The following is a 24,281-nucleotide window of genomic DNA, read 5'->3' on the forward strand; positions in this document are numbered from 1 at the left end:
GACCAGCCGGATCAAGAGTAGGCGGTGAGGCCGCTCAGCGTGCTGCCGTCACCTCGAACCAGGCGTCGAGTGTCGGCTCACCGACCAGGTCCACGAGATCCACCTGGACGCCGTCCGCCCGCCATCGTTCGACCAGCGCCATCACGCGCACGGAATCCATTCCCTCGTCGAGGAGGTTCGCGGAATCGTCGATCTCGGCGACCGGGACGTCGAGCACGTCGGCTACGTCGGCGCGGATTCGGTCGCGGGTCGGAACTGTGCTGGGAGCGGAACTCACTATGATCCTCCGGTGCGTCGGTCGAACCACGGCCCGTTGAGCCGATTCGACGACATGGGGTAGGTTGCTGGGTTAGTGAAGCCTAAGCATAGTTGCTCTCCGCGCGAACGGCGAAACGGAGAGCTGTTGCAACCGAATGTGAATGGATGACAATGGCTGGATTATCGCGATACGCAATCGACTTGACGCCTCTACGGACGAGTCGCGAGTTCCGATACATCTTCATTGCCCGCACGATCTCCATCTTCGGTCTGGGTCTGCTCCTGGTGGCGGTGCCGCTGCAGGTCTACGACATGACGAATTCCACACTGGCAGTGGGCGCGGCGAGCATCGTCGTGGGCTCCTCGGTGTTCATCGGCACCCTGTTCGGCGGCGTGATCGCCGACCGGTACGACCGCAGACCGGTCATCTCGCTCGCCCGTGCCGCAGCAGGTCTGGCGTTCGCGATCCTCGCGGTCAACGCGTTCCTCCCCACACCTCAGTTGTGGATCATCTACCTGTGTGGCGTGATCGAGGGCCTCGCCGGCGGTATCTCCGCGACCGCGCTGATGGCGGTGATTCCGTCGCTGCTCCCCAAGGACAAGATGGCGGCCGCCGGTGCTTTGATGACCGTGATGGCCGACCTCGGCACGGTCGCGTCACCTGCCATCGGCGGTGTGATCATCGCGGCGACATCGGTGGGCACCAACTACGTTCTGGCCGCGGTGTCCTCGGGAATCACCGCGTACTGCATCGCCAGGCTGCCGTCGCTGCCGCCGCCGGTCAAGAACACCGAGAGTCCGCTGCGGTCGATCGCCAGCGGCTTCACCTATGCCGCCAAGGACTCCGTGGTCGGTGGGACGCTTCTGGTCGGGTTCTGTGCCATGATGCTGACCGGCTGGAACGTGCTGCTGCCGGCCTACGCCAGCCAGGTCCTCCACGCCGGACCGGCGGCCACCGGACTGCTCTACAGCGCCCCCGCCGTCGGCGCCCTCACCGGATCACTCACGAGTGGCTGGACGGGAACTGCCCGTCGCGGTGGCCTGATCGTGTTCCTCGCGGCCATGATCGCGTCGGCCGGGCTGGTCGGCGTCGGCGCCGTCCCGATGATCGCGGTCACGTTCCTCGGGCTCGCCGCGCACGGATTCGGCCGCGTCCTCGGTGACATCCTCCGGTACGCGGTCATCCAGACCGAGACCCCCGAGGAGTACCGCGGACGCGTCGCCGGTGTGTGGGGCGCCCAGATCTCCACGGGCTCGGCTGCCGGTGCGCTCGTCGCGGGAGCAGTCGGCGCCGCGGTGGGTCCGCGTGAGGCGTTCCTCCTCTACGGGGCGGGCGGCATCGTGGTGCTGGCGGTTCTCGCACTGACCTTGAAGGGGTTGCGCACCTACAGCAGTGCCGCTGCCGACGAGGACGACCTCTCGGCAGCGGCACAGTGACGCTGTCAGGTGGGAACTAGCTGGCCTGAGCGTTGTTCGCGGCCTGCGACAGCTGCGGGAGCAGCTTGTCCAGCAGCCACGGCATGCTGAGCACGTTCGGTGAGCTCGACGCGAACACCAGCGGCGGGTCGGTCAGACCCACGTAAGCGTTGTAGCGCACGGCCTTCATCCCGGCGAACAGCGGATTCGACTGGACCTCGTTCTGCAGCTCCGGCGACAGGTACCAGGCGAGCAGCACGTCCGGGTTGTACGTCGGCAGCAGTTCCAGGCTGACGGGAGCCGCGAACTTGGTCTGGTCACTGCTCTCGCGCAACTGCTGGGCGAGAGGGTCGACCGTGAAACCGAGGCTTGCCAGCATCTTCAGGCGAGGATCGGTGTCGAAGTAGAAGTTGTACGATCCCGGCTCGGTGCCGCTACCGAATGCCACCGTCTTCCCGGTGAACTCGGGGTGCTGCGACTTCGCCTGCGCCAGGGTGTCCTGCGTCTGGGTCACCAGTGCCTCGGCCTGTGCCGACCGGCCGAGGGCCTTGCCGACGGTGGTGATCTGGTCTTCCCAGCTGGTGGCCCAGCGACGCTCCGGGTACGCCACGGTGGGGGCGATGGCCGAGAGCTTGTCGTACTGCTCCTGGTTCACGCCCGAGTGGACGGCCAGGATCACGTCGGGGTCGAGTGCCGCGATCTGCTCGTACGGCATCTCCTTGCTCGACGCCGTCAGCAATGTGGGTTCCGCGTTCGGGTCGAGCTCTTCGAGCTTCGCCCGCGACCACGGCAGCAGGCCGTCGTCGGTTCCCGTGTCCGACTTCATGTTCTGCACGGCGACAGGAACGACGCCGAGCGACAGTGCCGCGTCCTCGCTGCCCCAGCCGATCGTGACGACACGTTCCGGTGCCTCCGTGATCTCCGCGGTACCGAGCGCCGACGGAATCGACACGGGGAAGGCCGACGCGTCGGCCTGTCCGGTGGCGGATCCCGCCGCGTCGGTCGAGTCGGAATTCGACTCGCTGCAGGCACCCGCGAACAGCGCGGTTGCCGCCATCATCACGATTCCGGCTCTACGCCAGTATCTTCCGGACGTTTTCATCGATCTCCCTGTTCTTTGTTGATGGGGTTCATGCGCGAGCCGAACGAGGCGAGGGCCTCGTTCACGACGGAGCCGACTTCGCCGATCCAACGGGGCTGAGTCATGTCCTTGTGCTCGCAGTCGAGGTCGTGGTTGACGATGGTGCCGGTCAGGTAGGGCCGCCACAAGTCGTACGTCGCCGCGGTCGCAGGATTCCTGGCCGCAGTGAAGAAGAGCATGTCGGAGTCCACGACGATCTGTGAGGGTTCGGATTCGAGGCGCACGGCATTCGCGAAGTTGTCGATCATCGCAGCCGGTGTGTGCTCGTTGATCCCGGCGAGCGCACTGCCCTCGCCGCGCAGGATGTCGATCACCTGCTGCCGGTCGAGACCGCCGCCGCGGTGCGGCTCGGTGTTGGCGGCGAGGAGCGGTTCGGGATCGTAGCCGACCATGTAGAGCAGCGCGGCGAGCGCGTCCTGCTCGGTCGGCATGGATGCCCACGCGTCCGACGGGAAGGAGTCGAGCATGACGAGCATGCCGAGTTCCTCCCCCTGGTTCTGCAGTGCACCGGCGATGGCGTGCGCGACGACGCCGCCCAGCGACCATCCGAGGAGGTGGTACGGGCCTTTCGGCTGCACGGTCCGCATGTGCTCGATGTACTCGGTGGCCATGTCCTCGAGCGTTTCCGGCGGCCGCTTGGACGTCGACAGGTTGGAGGCCTGCACGCCGTACAGCGGGTAGTCGTCGTTGATGTGCCGCAGCAGGCCCGAGTAGCCCCAGCTGATTCCACCGGCGGGGTGGAAGCAGAACACCGGCGGCTCGGACCCCTCGGTGCGGAAGGGCAGCAGGACGGCCAGCGCGTCGGCGTCGTGATCGTCGTCGAGACGGCCGGCCAGCTGGGCCACCGTCGGCGCCGCGAACAGCGAGGCCACCGTCGCGGTGACGGACAGCCGCTTCGAGATCGCGCTCATCAATCCGGCCGCCATCAGCGAGTGGCCGCCGAGGTCGAAGAAGCTGTCGTCGATGCCGACCCGCTCGATACCGAGAGCCTCGGCGAACAACTGGCACAGCACCTCTTCGCGCGCCGTGCGCGGACCGCGCTCGGACACCTGCAGTGACAGGTGCGGAACGGGAAGTGACGACTGGTCGAGCTTGCCGTTGGGGAGGGTGGGGAACTCGTCGACGGCGATGAACGCGGCCGGGATCATGTAGTCCGGCAGCCTGCTGGCGGCGCGGCGGTGCAACTGGTCGGGGTCGATCCGGCCGCCCGGCACCGACGTGGCGTACGCGACCAGCCGCTGATCGCCCGGGCGGTCCTCGCGGACCACGACGACGATGTGCTCGACGTCCGGGTCACCGGACAGCACGGCCTCGATCTCGTTGAGTTCGATGCGGAATCCGCGCACCTTGACCTGCGAGTCGGCGCGGCCGGTGAAGTAGATCTGACCGTCCCGGCCCCACCAGACCACATCCGACGTCCGGTACATGCGACTGCCCGGCTCGGCGAACGGGTCGGCGATGAAACGTTCCGCCGTCTTGGGGCTCTGGTTGCGGTATCCCCGGGTGACGCTGTCGCCCGCGAGGTACAGCTCGCCGGACACGCCCGGAGGCACCGGCCGCAGCGCGTGGTCCAGGACGTACGCGTGCTTGCCCGGATCGACGACGCCGATGGGGACCGGACCTTCGTGTCCGGGTTCGACGAGGGCCAGGGTGGCGTTGACCGTGCACTCGGTGGGTCCGTATGCGTTGAACAGCCGGCGTCCGGGTGCGTACCGCTCGATCAGCTGGGGTGTGAGCTTCTCGGCGCCGAGCATCAGGTCGACGCCGTCCGGGATGGGGTGCTCCGGCGGGAACGCGGCGGCGAAAGACGGTGGTATGCCGACGAAGTTCACGTCGTGTTCGTTGATGACGCGGGCGAGTGGCTCACCGGGGATGCGGTCGGCGTCCGTCGCGACCACCAGGGTTCCGCCCGAGAGCACACCCCACATGATCTGCCAGAACGCGAGGTCGAAGCTGATGGACGAGAAGTGGAGCGCACGAGTGGTGTGGTCCATGCCGATCACGTCCGACTGCAGCGACAGCAGATCCGCGATGCCCAGGTGGGGGACGACGACGCCCTTCGGCACCCCCGTCGATCCGGACGTGTAGATGAGATACGCGGCGTCGTCGAGTTGCAGCGGTCTGCTCCGCTCGGCGTCCGTGGGGGCGGTGACCGGCTGGGTGTCGATCAGGGCCTGCAGGTCCGGATCGTCCAGGTCGAGAATGGGCACGTCGGTGCCCAGCGGGGTGCGGTCGGGCACACCGACGGAGGACGTGAGGATCGCGACCGGTGCGCCGTCGGCGAGCATGTGCGCGATCCGGTCGGCCGGGTAGGTGGGGTCGACGGGGAGGTACGCGGCACCGCTCTTCAGCACGGCGAGAACGCTGACGATCAGTTCGGCGGAGCGGTCGAGTGCGAGCGCGACCACGTCACCGGGGCCGGCGCCACGCGAGATCAGCAGGTGGGCAATCCGGTTCGCCCGTTCGTCGAGCTGCCGGTAGGTGAGGGAGACCGCGGGCCGCACGTTCGCGCCGACGGCGAGGGCCTCGGCGTCGGGTGTCTGCGCCACCGGTGCGGAGAAGTACTCGTCGAACGTGCGGGCCGGGATGGAGTGCTCCGCGTGGGACCATTCGCCGAGCACCCGTTCCCGCTCCTGCGGGGTCAGGATGTCGAGCCGGGCGATCCGCTGCTCGTGGTTCTCGACGAGCCGCTCGATCACCACGGCGAGGCGGTCCGCGAAGGATTCGACGGTCGCGGCATCGAAGAGTTCGGTGGAGTACTCGAACGTCACGTCGACCCCGCCGCTGTCCGGACGTTCCTGGAAGCGCAGCGCCAGATCGAACTTCGCGGACGTCGCGTCGAGCATCCGCACCGAGGCGGTGGTCGCGTCGAATCGCTCTGCCGCACCGTCCTGCTTCCAGTGCGACAGCATCACCTGGAACAGGGGGTGGCGGGCCGACGACCGTGGGGGATTGACGAGTTCCACGATCCGGTTGAACGGCACGTCGGCGTGGTCGACGGCGTCGAGGTCGACGGTCCTGACCCGGTCCAGCAGTTCGTCGAACGTCGGGTCGCCCGACACGTCGGTCCGCAGGACCACGGTGTTGATGAAGCAGCCCACCATGGCGTCGAGGTCGGGATGACTGCGACCGGCGACGGGAACGCCGAGGGCGATGTCCTCGCCGGCGCCCAGCCTTTCGAGCAGCACGGCCACGGCGGCGTGGACGATCATGAAGAAACTCGCGCGCCGCTCGGCAGCGAGCGACTCGACGGCCGCGTGCAGCGACGGCGACAGCGTGCGGTGGACGCTCGCGCCGCGGTTGGTGGGCAGGGCCGGTCGGGGGCGGTCGGTGCGCCAGCCCAGTTCGAGCGGCAGACCGGCGAGTTGCTCACGCCAGTAGTCGAGCTGGCCGGTCAGCAACGGGGTCGCGTCGTCGCCGGCGCCGATGCGTTCGCGTTGCCACACGGCGACGTCCGGGTACTGCAACGGCAGCGGCGTGAACTCCGGTGCCCGTCCGGCGCGGCGGGCGCTGTACGCGAAGGCGAGATCGTCGAGGAGTTTCGACTGCGACCACTCGTCGCCGATGATGTGGTGCATCAACAGGACCAGTGTGTGCTGCCGTTCGTACAGCACCACGCGCAGCGGCGGCTGGTCGGTGAGCCCGAGGCCCACCGTCGTCATCGCCGCGATGTGTCCCTCGATGTTGCCGACGTTGTCGACTCGTTCGAGCCGGACCTTCGCGTCTCCGGCGGGAAGGACGACCTGGTGGGGCACCGAGTCGACGAGGGGGAACACCGTCCGCAACGACTGGTGCCGGGTCACGACGTCCGCGAGCGATGCGGACAGGGCGTCGGGTTCGAGGCCTTCCCCGAAATCGACGGCAAGCGCCAGCAGGTAGGTTCCGCCGCCGGCCGCGCTGTCGAGGAACCACAGGCGTTCCTGCGCGGGCGACAACGGCACCGGCGTGCCCTCGGGGAGGTCCCTCGGGGACGGCCTGCTCGCCGACACCGGCTCGCCGGCATCCTCGAGCTGCGCGGCGACGGCAGCCACGGTGGGATTCTCGAAGACCGTCGCAACCCGCAGCGGCACAACCAGTTCCGCGGTGATCGCGGACACGAGAGCGGCGGCGAGGAGGGAGTTTCCACCGAGTGCGAAGAAGTCGTCGTGGACGCCGACCTCCTCGGCGCCGAGCACCGAGGTGAACAGTGGGAGGATCCGGGCTTCGGTGTCGGTCCGCGGTGTGTCGCCGGCCTGTCCGAGCCAACGGGGTGCGGGCAGCGCGTCCTTGTCGACCTTGCCGTTGTGGGTCAACGGCAATCGGTCGAGCATCACCAGCGCGGACGGCGTCATGTACCCGGGGAGGGAGCGGACCAGGTGCGCCCGTACTTCCTCCTCGACGGCGTCGTGCTCGCTGCCCGGCCGGGGAACGACGTACCCGACGATCCGCTGGTCGCCGCCGGCCCGCTCGTGCACCGTGGCCACCGCCGCCTGCACGTCGGGCACCGCAGTCATCGCGGCGCCGATCTCGCCGAGTTCGACACGGTAACCGCGCAATTGGATCTGGTCGTCGATCCGGCCGTGGTAGTGGAGCGTGCCGGTCGCGTCGTACCGTGCGAGGTCGCCGGTCCGGTACATGCGCGTCCCGCCGGGGGCGAACGGGTCGGCGACGAACCGTCCCGACGTCAGGTCCGGGCGCCCGAGGTAGCCCGGGGACAGTCCGGGACCGGACACGTAGATCTCGCCGGTCACGCCGGGCGGCGCCGGACGCAGTCCCGCGCCGAGAACGTACGTGCGCAGGTCGCCGAGTGGAACCCCGATGTCGACGACGTCGGCGGCGGTGACCTTCGTGGCGGTGACGTGCACGGTGGTCTCGGTGATTCCGTACATGTTGACCAGCTCGGTTCCCGCATCCGGGCCGGTCTCGGCGAACCAGGCGCGCAGGACGGCGGGATCGAGAGCCTCACCACCGAACACGACGTACCGCAGTCGTAGCCGGTCGAACGAGTCCGCGCGGACGAGAGCGTCGACGAGATGCCCGAACGCGGACGGCGTCTGGTTCAGCACCGTGACACCCTCGTCGACGAGAAGGGCGGCGAGGTCGGTCGGTGACGTCAGGGTGGCCTCGTCGACCGTGACGAGGCGGCCGCCGTGCAGCAGCGCGCCCCAGATCTCCCAGACGGAGAAGTCGAACGCGTACGAGTGCAGCAGGGGCCAGCAGTCGTCCTCGGTGAACGTGAACCAGTCACGGGACACGTCGAACAGCCGCATCACGTTGCGGTGCGGAATCGGAACGCCCTTGGGCACCCCGGTGGATCCGGAGGTGTAGATGACGTACGCGATGTCGTCCGCGCGCGCCGCGTCCTCGAGTTCGCCGACGTCCGCGGTGTGGACAATTTCGCCGAGGTCGGACCGCACCGCGCCCTCCTCGACTCGGGGAAGGTCGCCGAGCAGATCGGCGGATCCGATTCCCAGCGACGGCTGCGCATCCCGCAGGATGAACCGGGCGCGGTCGGCCGGGGAGGCCGGATCGATCGGCAGGTAGCTCGCGCCGCTGCGGAGAATCGCGAGGATGGCGACGATCAGGTCGGTGCCGCGGGGGAGGCTGACAGCTACGACCGTGCCGCGGCCGGCGCCGGCCGACCTCAGCTGCCGGGCCAGGGCGGCGCTGCGATTCGAGAGGTCCCGGTACGTCAGATCGTTCACCGCGACGCGGTCCGGGTGGGTGCGCACCTGGGTGAGGAAGGCGGAGACGATGCTGTCCGGAAGGGCCGCTGCGGTGCCGATGGTCCGGTCGAGGCCGGCCGCCGACCGCCACAGGACCAGTTCGTCGGGAGCGCAGACGTCGACGACGGAGACAGGTTCTGCTGCCACGGAGATGGTTCGCAGGTAGTGCGCGAATCGGTGCGCGTGGTCCCGGATCTCGGCGTCCGTGTAGACCTCGGGATTCCCGGCCCATTCGAGCGTGAGCTCGTCCCCGGCGCCCGAGACGGAGATCACCACGTCTTCCACCGGACCGGTGGCGAGCTGATGCACCGCCCCGAACGTGGGACCGAACGCGATTCTGGCGGCGAACGGTTTGACGTTCACCACCGCTCCGCCGGTGACGCGGCTCCCGGCGTCCCGGACGCGCTGGATCGGTCGGGTCTCGGACAGTGCGGCGGCCGCTCTGCCGATCACGTCGGCGAACGTCGGTTGCGCGTCGAGCGGAATGCGGAGCGGCACAATGTTCGTGGCCGTCACGGGCGACGCCAGCTCGATGCCCTGCCGGGCCAGAACCGGCACGCGGAGCCGGACTTCTTCCGCTCCCGTGTGGGCGCCGAGGTAGGCGGCCGCGGCCGCATAGACCGCCTCGGCCCACGTCGTCGCCTGCGCGGAGGCCGCGTCACGCAGGGTCTTCGCCACCGCGGGCTCGATCGTGAGCGTGCAGCGATGCGGGTCGGGGACGGGCCTGCGCACGGTGTCGCTGAATCCGGCCGGACGGGAAGCGTCGTGGGGCGCGTCGATGTCGGGGGTCGCGGCATCGAATTCCTGTGCCGCCCGGACGTGCACCTGCAACGAAGGGAATTTGGCCGGCCGGGGTTCGGTGCCCGCGAGCCCGGCCGCGTACAGCGCCGCGACGCGGCGGGTGAGCAACGAATATCCGTAGGCGTCGAGCAATGCGTGCGGGGCGCGGAGGTACCAGAGCACACCGGATTCGGTCGTGATCAGTGCCGTGCGCACGAGGGGAGCGGAGTCGAGGTCGAGCGGTCGGCGCACGTCCTCGCGCATCCACTCGAGGGCAGCGGCCCGGTCGCGTTGGAGACGTTCGAGTTCGGGGGCGTGGCGACGGTCGTGCACCTGGACGACGTCGGCCGAATCGGCACCGGGTTCGGCCTCGAAGCGGACCGAGAGCACCTCGGCCTCCTCGATCACCGTGCGTACCGCCGCGGCGAGAGCGTCGATGTCGACGGGGGCGGCGACCTCCACGTATTCGGCCGTGGTGAACGCCGATCGGGTCGGGTCGAGATGGTGCCCGGCCCACAGCTCGCGCTGGGCGGCGGTCAAGCAGACGTCGGCCGTGTCCTCCCCGGTCTGCGGGGTGGACGGCGACGATATCGAAAGGGACATCTAACAGGCACTCCTGATGCTTTCGGCTGTCGGGCGTGGGGATTCCGGGCTTTCAGCAACTCAGCGTGTCAGGTTAGCCTAACCACATTGATTGTGGTCATCCGACTGCCGAGCACACCGGCGCAGGCTTCGGAACGAAGCGCTGCGCCGGAGTGTGGGCTTCGTGTCGACTCAGCCGACTTCGAGCGGGGAGAACGCGGAGACCAGCGCATCCGTGGTGGTCACCGAACCGCAACGCTTCGCGGCATAGGTGAGCGCCATCAGGTGCTCGTCACGGCTGAAATCCGCGGTCGCGTCGGAGACCAGGAACGGCTGCACGTCCGACATGAACGCCTCGGCGGCACTCAGCATGCAGCCCATGTGCGCGTAGACGCCCGTCACGATCAGCTGGTCGCGGCCGTGGTGGCCGAGCAACTGCCGGAGGTCGGTGCGCTGGAAGGCCGAGTACCGCCATTTGGTCACCTGGATGTCGCCCTCGCGGGGGGCGAGCGGCTCGACCACCTCGGTATCGCGACCCGACGTCAGTCCCGGGCCCCAGAAGTCGGCGAGGATGCCGCGACGCGACGGGTGCTGGTCGCCCGGCTGCATCGTGTAGATCACGGGAATCCCTGCTTCCGAGCACAGTTCGCGAATCCGGACCATGTTCGCCATCGCAGTCGACATCGGCTCCGACCGCATGTCGTACGCGTCGATGAAGTAGTTCTGCATGTCGTGGACCAGCAGTGCGGAACGCCGGGGGTCGAGGCGCCAGGACACCTTCGATTCGGGGACCTCGTGGATCGCCGGGATCGTGTAGGTCGAAATGGGCGGGATGGCCATATGGTTCCTCACTGTCGGTCTTGTCGACGTCTGGGCGTATGCCGCGCAAATCTCGGTGAACGACAGCGCTCCGCTCCACCGCTCGCGCGTTCGGTTAGGCTAGCCTTTGCTACCAGGCTCTGCAATCGCTAGGTGTGTGGGTGCGCGGCGCACAGTAAGGTGACTGAGCGGTGGGGGCCGGGCGTCGGTCTCCCGCGCCGGAGCCGCTGACCAGGAGAGATTGTTGACCACGCTGCTGTTACTGCTGCTGATCGTCGTCGTGATCGTGGGCATCGTGCTGATCCTGCGGAATCGGGCCGGGAAGAAGACCACTCCTGCTGCCCGGGTCGATCCGCTCGCCGACTACCCGGAGGTCTACGACCCGTACAAGATCGGAGTCGGCGACATCATCACGTATGCCGGAATCGATCACGTCGTGCGCGGCACCATCACCCTCGACGAAGAGGGGTACATCTGGCACGAACACCTCCTCGACGGATCGACCGGTCAGCGATGGCTGACCGTCGAGAACGACGAGGGCAACCTCGACATGACGCTGTGGATGCGCCGCGAGGGCACGGGGCTCGAACCGGACGGTGACGTGATTCTCGACGACAGGGTGCACCGGCAGATCGAGCGCGGCACCGCCTCGTTCACCGCGGAAGGCACCACCGGAACCGCACCCCAGGGCATCGTCGACTACGCCGACTACGAGACTGCCGACAAGACCGGCCTGCTGTCCTTCGAGCGCTGGGCGCGGACGCAGTCGTGGGAGGTCTCCACGGGCCGCGCCGTCACGCGCAGTGAACTCACCGTGATCCATTCCGGTCCGCCGCAGTGACACTGCACGTCCTCGACATCGAGTCGCGCGATGTGACGGCCGAGGCACTCGGTCTCGTCGTGAACGCCGAAACACCGCTTCCGCTGGCCGAACTCACCATCACCCACGGTGACGACCGAGTGACGCTTGCAGTTCTCGGGGCGTCGCACGCGGTGACGGCGTCCGCGTCGGGCAGCCGGATCACCGAACAGGTGTCGTGCGACGCGGTCCGGGCCGGCGGCAGGCCGCTGCCGGTATCCGACAGCGCGAGCGGGTATCGGTTCGACTCGACCACCGACACCGTCGACCGCACCCACCTCGAGCAGACCGCCGACTGGCTGCGTCGCCAGGCCACCGAGGTGGACGGGTGGATCTGCGGGGCGTTCCCCGGCGACCACACCGCACTGACCGCGCTCACAGCGGCGAAAGATTCGGGCGGATGGGCCTGGCGGACCTGGCATCTGTACCCAGGAGACAAGGGCGGGGTGATCGTGAAGACTCGAAGCAGGTGGCAGCCGTGAGCCGGTTCAGTGCGCGCGTGCGACTCGCCTCGATGCTGCTCCTGGTATTGGCCGCGACCGCGTGCGGTGGCAGCGTCCGCGATTACATCGCCGACACCTACGCTCTGCAGAACACCGCGGGCGACGCGAAGACGTACACGTCGAACGACCCGGTGGGGACGACCGTCTCGAACATCGTCGCCGAGGAGGAACCGGCGGCGCGGAAGGCCGACGGCGGCAGCGAATACCTGCGTTACGACGACGACATCGTCACGGTCAGCGCCGGGCCGGGTGGCGGCAGTCTCGTCCGCGTCGAAGACATCGACGGACGCTACCGGAGCGGCGGGTTCGCCTATCTGGGACCCGGTTTCAACCCCGGTTCGCCGGCGGGCGGCGCCAGCGGCAGCGGCGGATCCGGGAGCGCGAAATGACAGAGAACACTCGACTGGGGAGAAGCGCGTGAACACCACCTACACGGCGGCAGCAACGGAAATCGGCAGCGTCGACGTCGGACTGCTCGCCGTCGGCATGCTCGGCACCCTGGCGTATTTCGTCATCGGCATCGCCGTCCTCGGAGTCGGCTTCGCGGTCCTCGACCTGGCGACCCCCGGCAATCTGCGGCACCAGGTGTACGTCGACAAGAACCCCAACGCGGCAATCCTGCTGGCGTCGAACCATCTCGCCCTCGCCGTCGTCGTGGTCACGGCGATCCTCACCAGCTCCGACGGATTCGCGCAGGGACTCGCCGACTCCGCGGTCTACGGTCTCTTCGGTGTGCTGTTGCAGGTCATCGCGCTGCGCCTGATGAATCTGCTGCTGCCGGGACAACTCGTCGGTCTGGTCGGGAACCCGCAGATGTGCGGTGCCGCATGGGCCGTCGGTGCGAGCCTCTTCGCCATCGGCCTCGTGAACGCCGCCGCGCTCACCTGATCTCGTGACGACCACAGCGGCAGAGCCGAATTCCTCCACCACTCGCGCTCTCGGTGGGCGGGCCAGGGCGTTCCTGCTCGCCGCGGTGGCCGCGTGCGCAGCGTGCGGGCTGATCTACGAACTGGCCCTGCTGACGCTGTCGGTCAGTTTGACCGGCGGCGGAATCACCCAGACGTCGCTGATCGTCGCGGGTTTCGTGGCCGCACTCGGGGTGGGTGCCCTCGCCGCCAAGCCCCTGCTCTCCACCGCGGCCGCGTCGTTCGTGGTCGTCGAGATCGTCCTCGGCCTCGTCGGCGGATTCAGTGCGGTGACCCTGTACGTGACGTTCACGTTCTTCGGTTCCAGCGCAATCGTTCTGGTGCTCGCCACCGCACTGATCGGAGTGCTGGTGGGCGCCGAGGTGCCGCTGCTGATGACGCTGCTGCAGTCGGGACGCAGCGACACCGACGCCGAGAGCACCGGAAAGGTGCTGGCAAACCTCAACGCCGCCGACTACGCAGGCGCCCTGGTCGGTGGCCTGCTCTGGCCGTTCGTGCTGTTGCCGATCGCCGGGATGATCCGCGGCGCCGCCATCACCGGCATCATCAATCTCGTTGCCGCCGCGGTGGTGGCGCTGATCCTGTTGCGGTGGCAGCTGAGCCTGCGCACCCGGTTGCTCGCCGTCGTGGCGCTGCTCGTCGCCGCCGCGTGCATCGCGGTGCTGCTGGTGCGAGCCGACGGCATCGAAACCACGTCGCGGCAACGTCTCTACACCGATCCGGTGGTCGCCGCGGAAAGGTCGCAGTACCAGGAGATCGTGGTCACCGAGCGCGGGGGAGACGTGCGCCTCTTCCTCGACGGCGACCTCCAGTTCTCCAGCATCGACGAACATCGGTACACCGAATCGCTGGTGTACCCCGCGATGGCGGACGACCCGAAACGGGTACTGATCCTCGGCGGGGGCGACGGCCTCGCCGCCCGGGAGGTCCTGCGACTGCGCGGGGTCGAGGAGATCGTGCAGGTGGAACTCGACCCGGCGGTCATCGAACTCGCGAACACCCGGCTGTCCGGGCTGAATCAGGGAGCACTGCAGGACCCGCGCGTGCACGTCGTCATCGACGACGCGTTCCGGTGGCTACGCGACGCACCCGATTCGGGTTTCGACGCCGTGATCGTGGACCTCCCCGACCCGGACACCCCGGCGCTCGGGCGCCTGTATTCCACCGAGTTCTACGGTCTCGCTGCCGCCGCCCTGAATCCCGGCGGTCTGATGGTGGTGCAGTCGGGAAGCCCCTATTCGACGCCGGACGCGTACTGGCGCACCACGTCGACGGTCGCGTCCGCGGGTCTGGCCGTGACGCCGTACCACGTGCTGGTGCCGAGTTTCGGGGACTGGGGTTACGTCCTCGCCCGGCGCGGACCCGAACCGCCGGCCCTGCGCCTGCCCCGCGACGTCCCCGAACTGCGCTTCCTCGACGAGCCGACCCTCGCCGCGTCCGCGATCTTCCCGCGCGACCGGCCCCGCCGCGACCTCGAGCCCTCCACCCTCGACCGCCCGCGCATCGTCGACGACATGCGGAAGGGCTACGAGCGCTGACGCGCCCGTGAGTACTTATCAACCGCCGGGCGTTGATAAGTACTCACAGGTCAGCGCAGCAGGTTGCCGAGCGTGCGGGCGGCGTCGACGACCGCTGAACCCAGCGCCTCCTCGTCGGGCATCTCGAAGATCGACACGCCCACGCTCGCGAGTGCATCGCCGCGCCGCCCGGGAATGGCCGCGGAGACACCGAGCACGGACGGGATCACCTCGCCGTCGGTGACGGCGTAGCCGCGAGCGCGGGCCACGGTCACCTCTTCGCGTTCGCCCTCGACCGCGGGAAGCGCGGCGAGGATCGCCAGTCCCGCCGAGCCACGGTCGACGGGGTCGACCTGGCCGGGACGGAACGCGACGTGCACCTTCGCGCTGCGCGGTTCCACCACCATCAGGGCCCGGACTTCCGTCGCGTTCTCGCGGACGACGAGATGCACGGTGGCCTGGACGGCGTCGGCCAGCTCTTCGAGTACGGGTCGTGCCAGTGTGCGCAGGTCCTGCTCGACGGGTTCGGCGAGGGTCACCAATCCCGCACCGAGTGTGACGCGTTTGAATCCGTCCTTTCGGCACAGCCGATGCGCCTCGAGGGTGCGGATCAACCGATGCGCGACGGTCCGGTGGACGTCGATCCCGTCGGCTATCTCCGTGACGGACAGTCCGTGCGGATGGGCCGTCAGCAACTCGAGAATTTCGAGCCCGTGGTGGAGGGTTTTCGACATTCCCGAATCGAGCTGAACTGCGCTTTTGCGTGAAAGTTCCCGCGGCCGTTCGTCGGTCGTGCTCACTGTCTTGCCCGCCCTCCTTGACGTCTGTGAGGTGCGACACCTACTCTTTCATCATATCGCACAGTGCGTGCGATTATCGCACATATGATTCGAGTAGGGCAAGTGCCGCGACTGACGCGGAACGGGTCCGGGGAGCACTCCATGAGCAGTAGTACCGGGGCCGTCGATGCGGTGACCGTCGCTCGGCTGCATCAGCTGTACGGGCGGCAGAGTCACCTCATCGACGGTGGCGACGCCTCCGGGTGGGCGCAGACGTTCACGGATGACGGCGAATTCCATTCTCCCAGTTACCCGGAGCCCGTGTCGGGCGCCGACGCGTTGATCGCATTCGCCGAACGGTTCCACACCCGGGCGCGGGCCGCGAACGAGGTCCACCGCCACGTGATCACCAACCTCGTGATCGACGAGACCGGCGACGGCGCCGCCACCGTGCGGGCATATCTGCAGATCGTCGCCACCTCGATGGGTGGCGACTCGCGACTCGTGCGGATGACCACCCTCACCGATCGCGTGGTGCGGGTCGGCCACCGGTGGCGGATCGCCCGCCGCGACATACGGCGCGACGACACCGCGTAGTGCCCGTTGGGCCGAGAACACATTTCGAGATGACAGAGGAAGAGAACACCATGACCGCAAGTGCAGATCAGACCAACCCCGGCCGTACCGTGACCGCGCAGATGACCGCGCGTTATCCGGAGATGGTGGGCAAGGTCGCGGTGGTCACCGGCGCGGCCCAGGGCATGGGTGCGGCGTTCGCATCCGGCCTCGCCACCCGCGGCGTCCACGTGGTCGGCGCCGACATCAACGAAGACCAGATGAAGCTCACCGCCGAGGAGATCACGACCGCTCTCGCGTCGGAGTCCCTGGCAGATCAGCCCGGGACCGTCGTCGGCGCGCGGATCGACGTCACCAAAGCGGAGGAGCACGAGGCTCTCGCACAGGTGGCGCTGAAGGAGTTCGGCCGCATCGACTACTGGATCAACAACGCGGGAATCTTCCCCTTCGCCCTGGCGGAGGAGATCTCACCGGAACAGATCGGTGCCACGCTGTCCGTCAACGTCGAGGGTGTCCTCTTCGGCGCTCAGGCGGCGGCGCGCCACATGCAGCACGGCGGTGCGATCGTCAACATGTCGTCCGTGTCGGCGCTCCGGGTCCGGAAGGGCCGCGGCGCGTACTGCACGTCGAAGGCGGCGGTCGCGCATCTCACCGAATCGCTCGCAGTCGAATTCGGAGACAAGGGCATTCGCGTGAACTCCATCGCACCCGGCTACATCGACACGGCGATGACGCAGTGGGTGCAGGACGACCCGGCCGCACTGAAGCACGCCCTCGACGTGGTCCCGCTGCACCGTCTCGGCTCGCCGGAAGAGGTCTTCGGCCCGCTGCTGTTCCTGTTGTCGGACAGCGCCCGTTACGTGACGGGACACAGTATCGCCGTCGACGGCGGTTCGCGTCATGTCTGAGTCGGTGAACTACCCCGGCGTCGTCCTGATCACCGGAGCCGCCGGCGGCATGGGCGCGAATCACGCCCGTGCCCTCGCGACCAGGGGAACACACGTATGTATTGCCGACGTGGCGGACTGTTCGGCCGTCGTCGAGGAGATCACGGCGGCAGGGGGATCGGCGTCCGCTCACGAACTCGACGTCACCGACGCCGCCGCGTGGACCCGGGTCGTCGACGAGATCCGGAACACCCGAGGTGAATTGGGTGGACTGGTCAACAACGCGGGGATCTCGCGCCGGCTGGAGTTCATGGACACCCCGGACGACGTCTGGGAACTGACCATGAGGATCAACCTGTTCGGGCCCTTCTACGGCATGAAGGCCGTCGCCCCGCTCCTGCGCGACAGCGGCGGTGGCTCCATCGTCAACATCTCGTCGATCTCCGGGCAGATCGGCTACTTCTCGCCCGCGTACTCGTCGAGCAAGTGGGGACTGACCGGGCTGTCGAAGTCGGCGGCCGGGCATTTTGCCCAGTGGGGCATCCGCGTCAACTCCGTGCATCCGGGCCTCGTGGGCACGGCGTTGCTCGGTGGCGCGGACGACTTCGTCCGGGCCGCGGTCGACAGCATCCCCTTCGGTCGCATGGGCACGCCGGACGAGATCACGGACGCCGTCCTGTTCCTGCTGTCCGATCGCTCCACCTACATGAGCGGAAGCGAGGTCACCGTCGACGGCGGCCTGGTGTCGAACGGCCTGTACCACCGCATCATTGCCGAGACGGGAGCGAACCTTTCATGAGCGACGACTTCGACGTCATCGTCGTCGGTGGTGGCGGAGCCGGACTCGCCGCAGCGGTGTCCGCCGCCGAACAGGGCGCCACGGTGCTGTTGTTCGAGTCGGAGACAGAACTCGGCGGCTCGACCCAACTGTCGGCAGGACTGTTCACCGCGGCCGGCACCAGCGTGCAACGCGGTCTGGGTGTCGAGGACTCCGCCGAAAAGTTCTTCCAGCACTACATGGACCTCAACCAGTGGATGCTGGCGCCCGGCCTGATCCGCACGTTCTGCGAGAACGCCGCACCCACCCTCGAATGGCTGATCGAACTCGGCGTCGAGATTCCGGCAGTAGTCTCCGCCAACGCGCACCAGCCCGGCCTGTGCCAGGCGGGAGTCGAGGACGTCTGGCGGGGCCACGTACCGAAAGACCAGGGTTACGGCCTCGTGCAGGTGCTCGACAAGGCGCGACGCGTGCACGGCGTCGAGGCGATCCTGAACACCCGCGTGCAGAAGCTGATCGAGGAGGACGGCCGAGTCGTCGGAGTCGTCGCCGACGACATCGAGGTCCGGGCCGCTGCCGTGGTTGTCGCGTCCGGCGGGTTCGCGCAGGACCCCGACCTCGTCGATCGCTACTACCCGGCCGCGAACAACGCCGGCGACTCGCTGTTCGTGGTCGCCGCACCCGGCAGTCGAGGAGACCACCTGCGTGTCGGGCGGGCCGTCGACGCCGCCGTCACGGGCGACGGCTGGGGGCTCATGCTCCCGACCGTCTACTTCCAGAGGTTCCACCACTGGCAATCAGGCTTTCCGCCCAAGTCGCGGCTCTACGTCAACCAGGACGGCCGGCGGTTCATGGACGAGGACGCGTCCTACGCCGTGTCCACCGGCATCATCGAAGCCCAGGGTGGATACGCCTGGATGATCTTCGACGAGAAGGCCCGCGTGAACCTCGCGCCCGGCTACGCCGACTGGACACCCGAACGGATCGCCGACGAGGTGGCGGGCGGACGCACGTTCAGCGCCGGCAGCCTGGCGGAGCTCGCGGAGCAGATCCGGGTGCCCGTCGACGCCCTCGACGCCACCGTCACCCGGTGGAACGACCAGCTGCCCGCCGGCGTCGACTCCGACTTCCTGCGGCACCGGACGCTCCGGAACAAGGGTTCGGACGCGAACCCCGACCCGATCAGCGAGGCCCCTTTCTACGCCGCGCAGATCCTTCCCGCCGAACTCGTGTGCACCCACGCGGGCCTGGAGATCGACGGAAACGCCGCCGTCGTCGATGTGCGAGGACGCCCGATTCCGGGCCTCTTCGCAGCGGGCGAAGCCGGAGCAGGCATCCTGGGACTCAGGTATGTCGGTGGCGGCAACGCGGTAGCCAACGCTTTGACCATGGGCCGCATCGCGGGCCGAAACGCGGCGAAGGCCGCACAAGGTCCCCACCCCTCATAGGAGAATGTCATGGGAGTTTCCCGCTCCGCTGTCCCCGACAGCGAAATCGGTGCGAGAACGTTGAAGAAGGTGTCGTACCGCATCCTGCCGTTCGTCATGTTGCTGTACATCTTCAACTACATGGACCGCACCAACATCAGCTACGCGCAGTTGGGGATGCAGCACGAACTCGGCATCACGGTCGGAACGTTCGGCGCGGTGGCGTCGATCTTCTTCCTGGCCTACGTCGTGTTCGAGATCCCGTCCAACATGGCGCTGAAGAAGTTCGGCGCCCGCATTTGGCTGGCCCGCATCGCGATCACGTGGGGCATCGTCACCGTGATCATGGGCTTCGTCAACAGTGTCACTCAGCTCTACGGGGCCCGCATCGCCCTCGGTATCGCCGAGGCGGGTCTCTTCCCGGGACTGCTGCTGTATTTGACGTTCTGGTTCCGCTCCGGTGAGCGTGCCCGGGCCATCGCCATGATGGCCATGGCGCAGCCGATCGCCATGATCATCGGTTCCTTCACCGGCGGTCTGATCCTCGACCACATCTCCTGGTTCGACATGAGCGGCTGGCGCTGGGTGTTCATCCTGCAGGGTGCGCCGACGATCGTGCTGGGCCTGATCGTGCTCGTCTACCTGCCCAACCGGCCGCGTGAGGCGAAATTCCTGACCACGCAGGAATCCGAGTGGCTCGAAGGCGAGATCACCGCGGAGTACCAGGAGCCCGAAACTCACGAGAGTGTGAAGGAGCAGCTCGGCGCGATCAAGAACCGGAAGATCCTGCACCTCGCCGTCGCGAACCTGTTCGCCGCCTGCGGGCTGTACGGCTTCACGTTCTTCCTGCCTCAGATCGTCAAGCAGATGGATCCGAGCTACTCGGCCACCAACATCGGATTCCTCGGCGCGGTGCCGTTCGTGGTCGGTGCTGTCGGCATGCTGCTGATCAGCCGTTACTCGGATCGGACGGGGGAACGGAAGCTCGTCGTCATCGGGCTGATGGTCCTGGCCGCTGTCGGGTTGTTCGGCACCATTCTCTTCCGGCACTCGCCGTTGCCGGCGTTGACGTCGCTGTCGATGGTGGCGGTCGGTGTTCTCGGATATATGGCGCCGTACTGGGCGATGGCGGCGCAGGTGCTCACCCGCGCCGAGACGGCCGTCGGTCTCGCGGCCATCAACACCATCGCCGCGATGGGCGGATTCTTCGGTCCCTACGTCATCGGAAAGAACGCCACCGCCGACAACGTCACGATCGGCCTGTACTTCCCGATCGGGTGCCTGCTGATCTGTGCCGTCATGCTCGCGTTCCTGAAGATCCCGAAGAAGCAACCGGTCGAACTGGAAGAAGCAACAGCCTCAACTAGTTCATAGATATACTAAAAGCGGAGGTGGCGGGCACCGGGCCCGCCACCCGCTCGCGATAGGGTTCCCCCATGACCGATGACGCAGCGCCGGTGCCCGTCGAGGTGCCCGACGGCCTCGACTTCTGGTCGTTCATCGAACTGGCGAACAGGCGCCTGAGCACGGAATACGGCTCGACGCACGAACTCGCCACCCAGGTCCTCCTGACGTTGAACCGCGCGTCGAACGTGGTGACGTACGACCTGGAGTCGTCGATTCACCGTCCGCGTGGCCTGTCCTGGTCGGCGTTCCGGCTGATGTTCGTGACGTGGCTGGCCGGGCCCGTCGAGTCGAAGACGGCGGCCAAGCTCACCGGCATGAGCAGGGCCGCCGTCTCGAATCTGACGAAGACGCTGGTCGGTGGCGGTCTGATGGAGCGGACCCCGGACGAGCGGGACGGCCGGTCCGTCCAGTTGTCGCTCACCGAGAAGGGCCGGAGCGAGATCGGTGAGATCTACCGTGAGCAGAACGAGCGGGAACACGCCTGGGCGAGTGTTCTCACCGAACCGGAGCAGCGCATTCTCGTCATGCTGCTGGACAAGCTGATCACCAATCGCAGCCAGTTCGACGTCCGCGGGCGTAACTGACCCTGCTGTGCCTCCCGGAAAATCTGTGCTTGCCTTCACGCCCATAATTTAGTTAATGTGTTTACTACTACGGACACGCACTTCTAGGGAGGCCGGTCATGGCGTTCTATCGGCACGTGGGCACCATCCCGCCCAAGCGGCACACCCAGCACCGTGACGACAACGGTCAGCTCTACTTCGAGGAATTGATGGGAGAGGAGGGTTTCTCCTCCGACTCCTCACTGCTCTACCACCGCCACATCCCGTCGGCGATCGTCGATGCCACCGTGTGGGAGCTGCCCGACCAGAGCACGACTCCCAATCATCCGCTCAAGCCGCGCCACCTGAAGTTGCACGACCTGTTCCCGGATACGGTCTGGGCCGACACCGACGTGGTCACCGGACGCCGGTTGATCCTCGGCAACGCGGACGTCCGCATCTCCTACGTGGTCGCCGCCAAGGAGTCGCCGCTGTACCGCAACGCGATCGGTGACGAGATGGTCTACATCGAATCCGGTGCCGCCACCGTCGAAACCGTGTTCGGCACGCTCGAGGCGAAGCAGGGCGACTACGTCCTCATACCGATGTCGACCACCCACCGCTGGATCCCGCAGGGCCCGGAACCGTTGCGCGCCTACGCGATGGAGGCGAACAGCCACATCGTCCCGCCGAAGCGCTACCTCTCCCGGTTCGGCCAGTTGCTCGAGAACGCGCCCTACTGTGAGCGCGACCTGCACGGGCCGTCCGACACGCTGCAGGTCGAGGGCACCGACGTCGAGGTGCTCGTCAAGCACCGGACGTCGCACGGGATCGTCGGCACGCGAATGGTCTACCCGCAGCATCCCTTCGACGTCGTGGGCTGGGACGGGTGCCTCTACCCCTACACGTTCAACATCTCCGACTACGAGCCCATCACCGGGCGAGTGCACCAGCCGCCGCCGGCGCATCAGGCGTTCGAGGGCAACAACTTCGTCATCTGCAACTTCGTGCCCCGCAAAGTCGACTACCACCCGCTGTCGATTCCGGTGCCGTACTACCACTCGAACGTCGACTCCGACGAGATCATGTTCTACGTCGGCGGAGACTACGAGGCGCGCAAGGGCTCCGGCATCGGCCAGGGTTCGATCTCGATTCACCCCGGCGGGCATGCGCACGGTCCGCAGCCGGGCGCGTACGAACGCAGCATCGGGGCCGAGTTCTTCGACGAACTCGCCGTCATGGTCGACACGTTCCGCCCGCTCGAACTCGGCGAGGGTGCCGTGGCCTGCGAGGACTCGGGCTACGCGTGGACGTGGGCAGGACGGGGACCCAAGTAGTGATCTCCGCCCTCTTCGCCGGCCTCTGCGACGACGCCGCCCTCTTCCCGCCCGGTAACGCACCCCTGCCCGACGCCGTGCCCGCGCACGCCAGGCATTTGTCGGCGCCGTACGCGGACCTGGTCGGTCCCTTCGTCTTTCCGGTCGCCCGGCTCGACGAACTGACACCCGGTGCGCTCGATCTGAGCCTGACGCTGCCCGGCGGCCCGGCCACGTTCGAACCCGCACTGGACCGCCTCGCGCAGATCGACGGCGCCACCGCGGTGGCACTCGAGATCGCGGTGCCGGCCGAGCAGACGGCCGCGGAGTTCTTCGCCGCGATGGACGCCGTCGAGACGCTGGTCGCCGGACTCGACGTGTTCGTGGAGGTTCCGCGCGGCGAGCGTCGCGCCGATTTCCTCGCCGCGCTGACCGGTAGCCAGTTCGCGGCCAAGTTCCGCACGGGAGGCGTGGTCGCCGAGGCCTACCCGGACGAGGACGAACTCGCGTCCGCCCTCGCCACCGTCATCGCGTCGGGCGTTCCGTTCAAGGCCACGGCCGGGCTGCACCACGCCGTCCGCAACACCGATCCGCACACGGGATTCGAACAGCACGGTTTCCTCAACGTGCTGCTCGCCACCCGGCACGCACTCGGCGGCGCCGACGTCGACCAGGTAGCCGCCACCCTCGCCGAACGTGACGGCGCACTGCTCGCCCGCGAGCTGCGCGACCTCCCGGCCGACGTCGTCGGCGCCGTTCGCACCGCCTTCCGATCCTTCGGCACGTGCAGCATCCTCGAACCCCTCGAGGATCTCGTCGCACTGCACCTCGTGCCGTCTTCCGCCCTCGCCTCCGCAGATCAAGGAGCCCACGCATGACCGTCCTCGACATCCCCGCCGATTCCCTCTTCGGGATCGAGAACCTGCCGTACGGCGTGTTCTCGACCGCCGACTCGGCCCCACGGGTCGGAGTGCGGGTGGGAGATTCCGTCGTGGATCTCGCCGCCACCCTGGGTGACGACGTCTTCGCGCAGCCCACCCTCAACGCTTTCATGGCGCAGGGCCGGGCCCGCTGGACCGAGGTCCGCAGTCAGATCACCGAACTCGTGCAGGGCGACATCGCCGACACCGCGGTGTTCGCCGTCGAGGACGTGACGATGCACCTGCCGGTGGCCGTCGCCGACTACGTCGACTTCTACGCCTCCGAGAATCACGCCACCAACCTCGGACGACTGTTCCGCCCCGACTCCGAGCCGCTGATGCCCAACTGGAAGCACCTGCCGGTCGGGTACCACGGGCGGTCGAGCACCGTCATCGTGTCGGGCACCGACGTCATCCGGCCCTGCGGGCAGCGCAAGACCCCGGCTCAGGACGCCCCCGACTTCGGTCCGTCCCGCCGCCTCGACATCGAGGCCGAGATGGGCTTCCTCGTCGGCGTCCCGACGAAACTGGGGGAGACGCTCACCCCCGATCAGTTCGCGGAGTATGTGTTCGGTGCGGTCGTCGTGAACGACTGGTCCGCCCGCGACATCCAGGCCTGGGAGTACGTGCCGCTCGGTCCGTTCCTCGGGAAGAGCTTCGCGACGTCGATTTCTCCGTGGGTGGTGCCCCTCGACGCGCTCGAGGCGGCCCGCATCGACACCCCGACGCAGGATCCGCAGCCGCTGCCGTACCTGCGCGGCGAGGAGAAGTGGGGCCTGGACATCGACCTGGCCGTCGAATGGAACGGACACGTCGTGTCGCGTCCGCCGTACGCGCAGATGTACTGGTCGCCGGCGCAGATGCTCGCGCACACCACGGTCAACGGAGCCGCCGCCAGCACGGGCGACCTGTTCGCGTCGGGCACCATCTCCGGACCCGAGAAGGATCAGCGCGGCGCGTTCATCGAACTGACCTGGGGTGGACAGGAACCTGTCGTCGTGGGGGACGAGAAGCGCACGTTCCTCGAGGACGGGGACGAGATCGCCATCTCCGCCACCGCACCGGGCGCGAACGGCACCCGCATCGGCTTCGGCGAGGTGCGGGCCCGCATTGCTCCACCCGTGAGTACTTGTTAACCGCGGG

The 24,281-nt window shown here is 67.8% G+C and carries 20 protein-coding genes; 15 read left to right on the plus strand and 5 right to left on the minus strand.

Annotation, left to right across the window (positions count from 1 at the left end; all coding sequences use genetic code 11):
• Positions 1-34: 34 nt before the first annotated feature.
• The gene (locus CJ177_RS15470; protein ID WP_005251479.1) at positions 35-277 is read right to left on the minus strand and encodes a phosphopantetheine-binding protein; all 243 of its coding nucleotides are present in this window, start codon (positions 275-277) and stop codon (positions 35-37) included.
• A 152-nt stretch (positions 278-429) separates the two neighbouring features.
• Here CJ177_RS15470 and entS point away from each other — a divergent pair, with 152 nt between their 5' ends.
• Complete coding sequence (gene entS / locus CJ177_RS15475) at positions 430-1,695, plus strand: enterobactin transporter EntS (RefSeq protein WP_095868059.1); 1,266 nt, start codon at positions 430-432, stop codon at positions 1,693-1,695.
• A gap of 16 nt (positions 1,696-1,711) precedes the next feature.
• Here the strand turns inward: entS and CJ177_RS15480 are convergent, their stop codons facing one another.
• From CJ177_RS15480 to CJ177_RS15490, 3 genes are all read right to left on the minus strand, one after another.
• On the minus strand, positions 1,712-2,776 hold the full coding sequence (locus CJ177_RS15480) for an iron-siderophore ABC transporter substrate-binding protein (RefSeq protein WP_095868060.1): 1,065 nt from the start codon (positions 2,774-2,776) through the stop codon (positions 1,712-1,714).
• Positions 2,773-9,903: a non-ribosomal peptide synthetase gene (locus tag CJ177_RS15485; protein ID WP_095868061.1), complete on the minus strand. Its 7,131-nt coding sequence runs from the start codon at positions 9,901-9,903 to the stop codon at positions 2,773-2,775. The genes CJ177_RS15480 and CJ177_RS15485 overlap by 4 nt, the downstream gene beginning before the upstream one ends.
• Positions 9,904-10,074: 171 nt before the next feature.
• Positions 10,075-10,722, minus strand: coding sequence for an isochorismatase family protein (locus CJ177_RS15490; RefSeq protein ID WP_005251483.1), 648 nt, complete (start codon positions 10,720-10,722; stop codon positions 10,075-10,077).
• Between the two features lie 223 nt (positions 10,723-10,945).
• On the opposite strand from CJ177_RS15490, the gene CJ177_RS15495 reads away from it, so the two are divergent.
• The 5 genes from CJ177_RS15495 to CJ177_RS15515 are packed head-to-tail and all read left to right on the plus strand — an operon-like array spanning position 10,946 to position 14,527.
• On the plus strand, positions 10,946-11,542 hold the full coding sequence (locus CJ177_RS15495; RefSeq protein ID WP_025433200.1) for a DUF4178 domain-containing protein: 597 nt from the start codon (positions 10,946-10,948) through the stop codon (positions 11,540-11,542).
• Positions 11,539-12,042 (plus strand): DUF2617 family protein, encoded by a 504-nt coding sequence (locus CJ177_RS15500; protein WP_005251485.1) that lies wholly within the window; start codon positions 11,539-11,541, stop codon positions 12,040-12,042. Before CJ177_RS15495 ends, CJ177_RS15500 begins: the two co-directional genes overlap by 4 nt.
• Positions 12,030-12,452, plus strand: coding sequence for a DUF4247 domain-containing protein (locus tag CJ177_RS15505; RefSeq protein WP_005251486.1), 423 nt, complete (start codon positions 12,030-12,032; stop codon positions 12,450-12,452). The genes CJ177_RS15500 and CJ177_RS15505 overlap by 13 nt, the downstream gene beginning before the upstream one ends.
• A 28-nt stretch (positions 12,453-12,480) precedes the next feature.
• On the plus strand, positions 12,481-12,951 hold the full coding sequence (locus CJ177_RS15510; protein ID WP_005251488.1) for a DUF350 domain-containing protein: 471 nt from the start codon (positions 12,481-12,483) through the stop codon (positions 12,949-12,951).
• Between the two features lie 4 nt (positions 12,952-12,955).
• Positions 12,956-14,527, plus strand: a complete 1,572-nt coding sequence (locus CJ177_RS15515; protein ID WP_095868062.1) for a polyamine aminopropyltransferase — start codon at positions 12,956-12,958, stop codon at positions 14,525-14,527.
• Between the two features lie 50 nt (positions 14,528-14,577).
• Here the strand turns inward: CJ177_RS15515 and CJ177_RS15520 are convergent, their stop codons facing one another.
• The gene (locus CJ177_RS15520) at positions 14,578-15,240 is read right to left on the minus strand and encodes an IclR family transcriptional regulator (protein ID WP_095868237.1); all 663 of its coding nucleotides are present in this window, start codon (positions 15,238-15,240) and stop codon (positions 14,578-14,580) included.
• A gap of 207 nt (positions 15,241-15,447) precedes the next feature.
• On the opposite strand from CJ177_RS15520, the gene CJ177_RS15525 reads away from it, so the two are divergent.
• The 9 genes from CJ177_RS15525 (at position 15,448) to fahA (ending at position 24,274) form a co-directional block, all read left to right on the plus strand.
• Positions 15,448-15,882 carry a nuclear transport factor 2 family protein gene (locus tag CJ177_RS15525; protein ID WP_095868238.1) on the plus strand — a complete coding sequence of 145 codons (435 nt, stop codon included), beginning with the start codon at positions 15,448-15,450 and terminating at the stop codon, positions 15,880-15,882.
• Between the two features lie 50 nt (positions 15,883-15,932).
• Positions 15,933-16,769, plus strand: coding sequence for an SDR family NAD(P)-dependent oxidoreductase (locus CJ177_RS15530; protein ID WP_095868239.1), 837 nt, complete (start codon positions 15,933-15,935; stop codon positions 16,767-16,769).
• On the plus strand, positions 16,762-17,547 hold the full coding sequence (locus tag CJ177_RS15535; RefSeq protein ID WP_025433197.1) for an SDR family NAD(P)-dependent oxidoreductase: 786 nt from the start codon (positions 16,762-16,764) through the stop codon (positions 17,545-17,547). Before CJ177_RS15530 ends, CJ177_RS15535 begins: the two co-directional genes overlap by 8 nt.
• On the plus strand, positions 17,544-18,974 hold the full coding sequence (locus CJ177_RS15540; RefSeq protein WP_095868063.1) for an FAD-dependent oxidoreductase: 1,431 nt from the start codon (positions 17,544-17,546) through the stop codon (positions 18,972-18,974). Before CJ177_RS15535 ends, CJ177_RS15540 begins: the two co-directional genes overlap by 4 nt.
• Positions 18,975-18,983: 9 nt before the next feature.
• Entirely contained in the window at positions 18,984-20,327 is a 1,344-nt protein-coding gene (locus CJ177_RS15545) for an MFS transporter (RefSeq protein WP_005251503.1), read from the plus strand.
• A 62-nt stretch (positions 20,328-20,389) separates the two neighbouring features.
• Positions 20,390-20,944, plus strand: coding sequence for a MarR family winged helix-turn-helix transcriptional regulator (locus CJ177_RS15550; RefSeq protein ID WP_005261372.1), 555 nt, complete (start codon positions 20,390-20,392; stop codon positions 20,942-20,944).
• Between the two features lie 98 nt (positions 20,945-21,042).
• A complete protein-coding gene (locus tag CJ177_RS15555) occupies positions 21,043-22,239 on the plus strand; it encodes a homogentisate 1,2-dioxygenase (RefSeq protein ID WP_095868064.1) in 1,197 nt (398 codons plus the stop codon).
• Entirely contained in the window at positions 22,239-23,096 is an 858-nt protein-coding gene (locus tag CJ177_RS15560) for a hypothetical protein (RefSeq protein ID WP_095868065.1), read from the plus strand. Before CJ177_RS15555 ends, CJ177_RS15560 begins: the two co-directional genes overlap by 1 nt.
• Positions 23,093-24,274: a fumarylacetoacetase gene (fahA, locus tag CJ177_RS15565; RefSeq protein WP_095868066.1), complete on the plus strand. Its 1,182-nt coding sequence runs from the start codon at positions 23,093-23,095 to the stop codon at positions 24,272-24,274. The genes CJ177_RS15560 and fahA overlap by 4 nt, the downstream gene beginning before the upstream one ends.
• Positions 24,275-24,281 lie beyond the last annotated feature (7 nt).

It is taken from the genome of Rhodococcus sp. ACPA1 (assembly GCF_002300195.1).
Classification (GTDB): domain Bacteria; phylum Actinomycetota; class Actinomycetes; order Mycobacteriales; family Mycobacteriaceae; genus Rhodococcus_F; species Rhodococcus_F opacus.

What these genes read in the sequence shown, in the direction of transcription:
- entS (WP_095868059.1), top strand. Translation starts at nt 430, where the DNA reads ATGGCTGGATTATCGCGATACGCAATCGACTTGACGCCTCTACGGACG.
- CJ177_RS15480 (WP_095868060.1), bottom strand. Translation starts at nt 2,776, where the DNA reads ATGAAAACGTCCGGAAGATACTGGCGTAGAGCCGGAATCGTGATGATG.
- CJ177_RS15485 (WP_095868061.1), bottom strand. Translation starts at nt 9,903, where the DNA reads ATGTCCCTTTCGATATCGTCGCCGTCCACCCCGCAGACCGGGGAGGAC.
- CJ177_RS15490 (WP_005251483.1), bottom strand. Translation starts at nt 10,722, where the DNA reads ATGGCCATCCCGCCCATTTCGACCTACACGATCCCGGCGATCCACGAG.
- CJ177_RS15520 (WP_095868237.1), bottom strand. Translation starts at nt 15,240, where the DNA reads ATGTCGAAAACCCTCCACCACGGGCTCGAAATTCTCGAGTTGCTGACG.
- CJ177_RS15525 (WP_095868238.1), top strand. Translation starts at nt 15,448, where the DNA reads ATGAGCAGTAGTACCGGGGCCGTCGATGCGGTGACCGTCGCTCGGCTG.
- CJ177_RS15530 (WP_095868239.1), top strand. Translation starts at nt 15,933, where the DNA reads ATGACCGCAAGTGCAGATCAGACCAACCCCGGCCGTACCGTGACCGCG.
- CJ177_RS15535 (WP_025433197.1), top strand. Translation starts at nt 16,762, where the DNA reads ATGTCTGAGTCGGTGAACTACCCCGGCGTCGTCCTGATCACCGGAGCC.
- CJ177_RS15540 (WP_095868063.1), top strand. Translation starts at nt 17,544, where the DNA reads ATGAGCGACGACTTCGACGTCATCGTCGTCGGTGGTGGCGGAGCCGGA.
- CJ177_RS15545 (WP_005251503.1), top strand. Translation starts at nt 18,984, where the DNA reads ATGGGAGTTTCCCGCTCCGCTGTCCCCGACAGCGAAATCGGTGCGAGA.
- CJ177_RS15550 (WP_005261372.1), top strand. Translation starts at nt 20,390, where the DNA reads ATGACCGATGACGCAGCGCCGGTGCCCGTCGAGGTGCCCGACGGCCTC.
- CJ177_RS15555 (WP_095868064.1), top strand. Translation starts at nt 21,043, where the DNA reads ATGGCGTTCTATCGGCACGTGGGCACCATCCCGCCCAAGCGGCACACC.
- fahA (WP_095868066.1), top strand. Translation starts at nt 23,093, where the DNA reads ATGACCGTCCTCGACATCCCCGCCGATTCCCTCTTCGGGATCGAGAAC.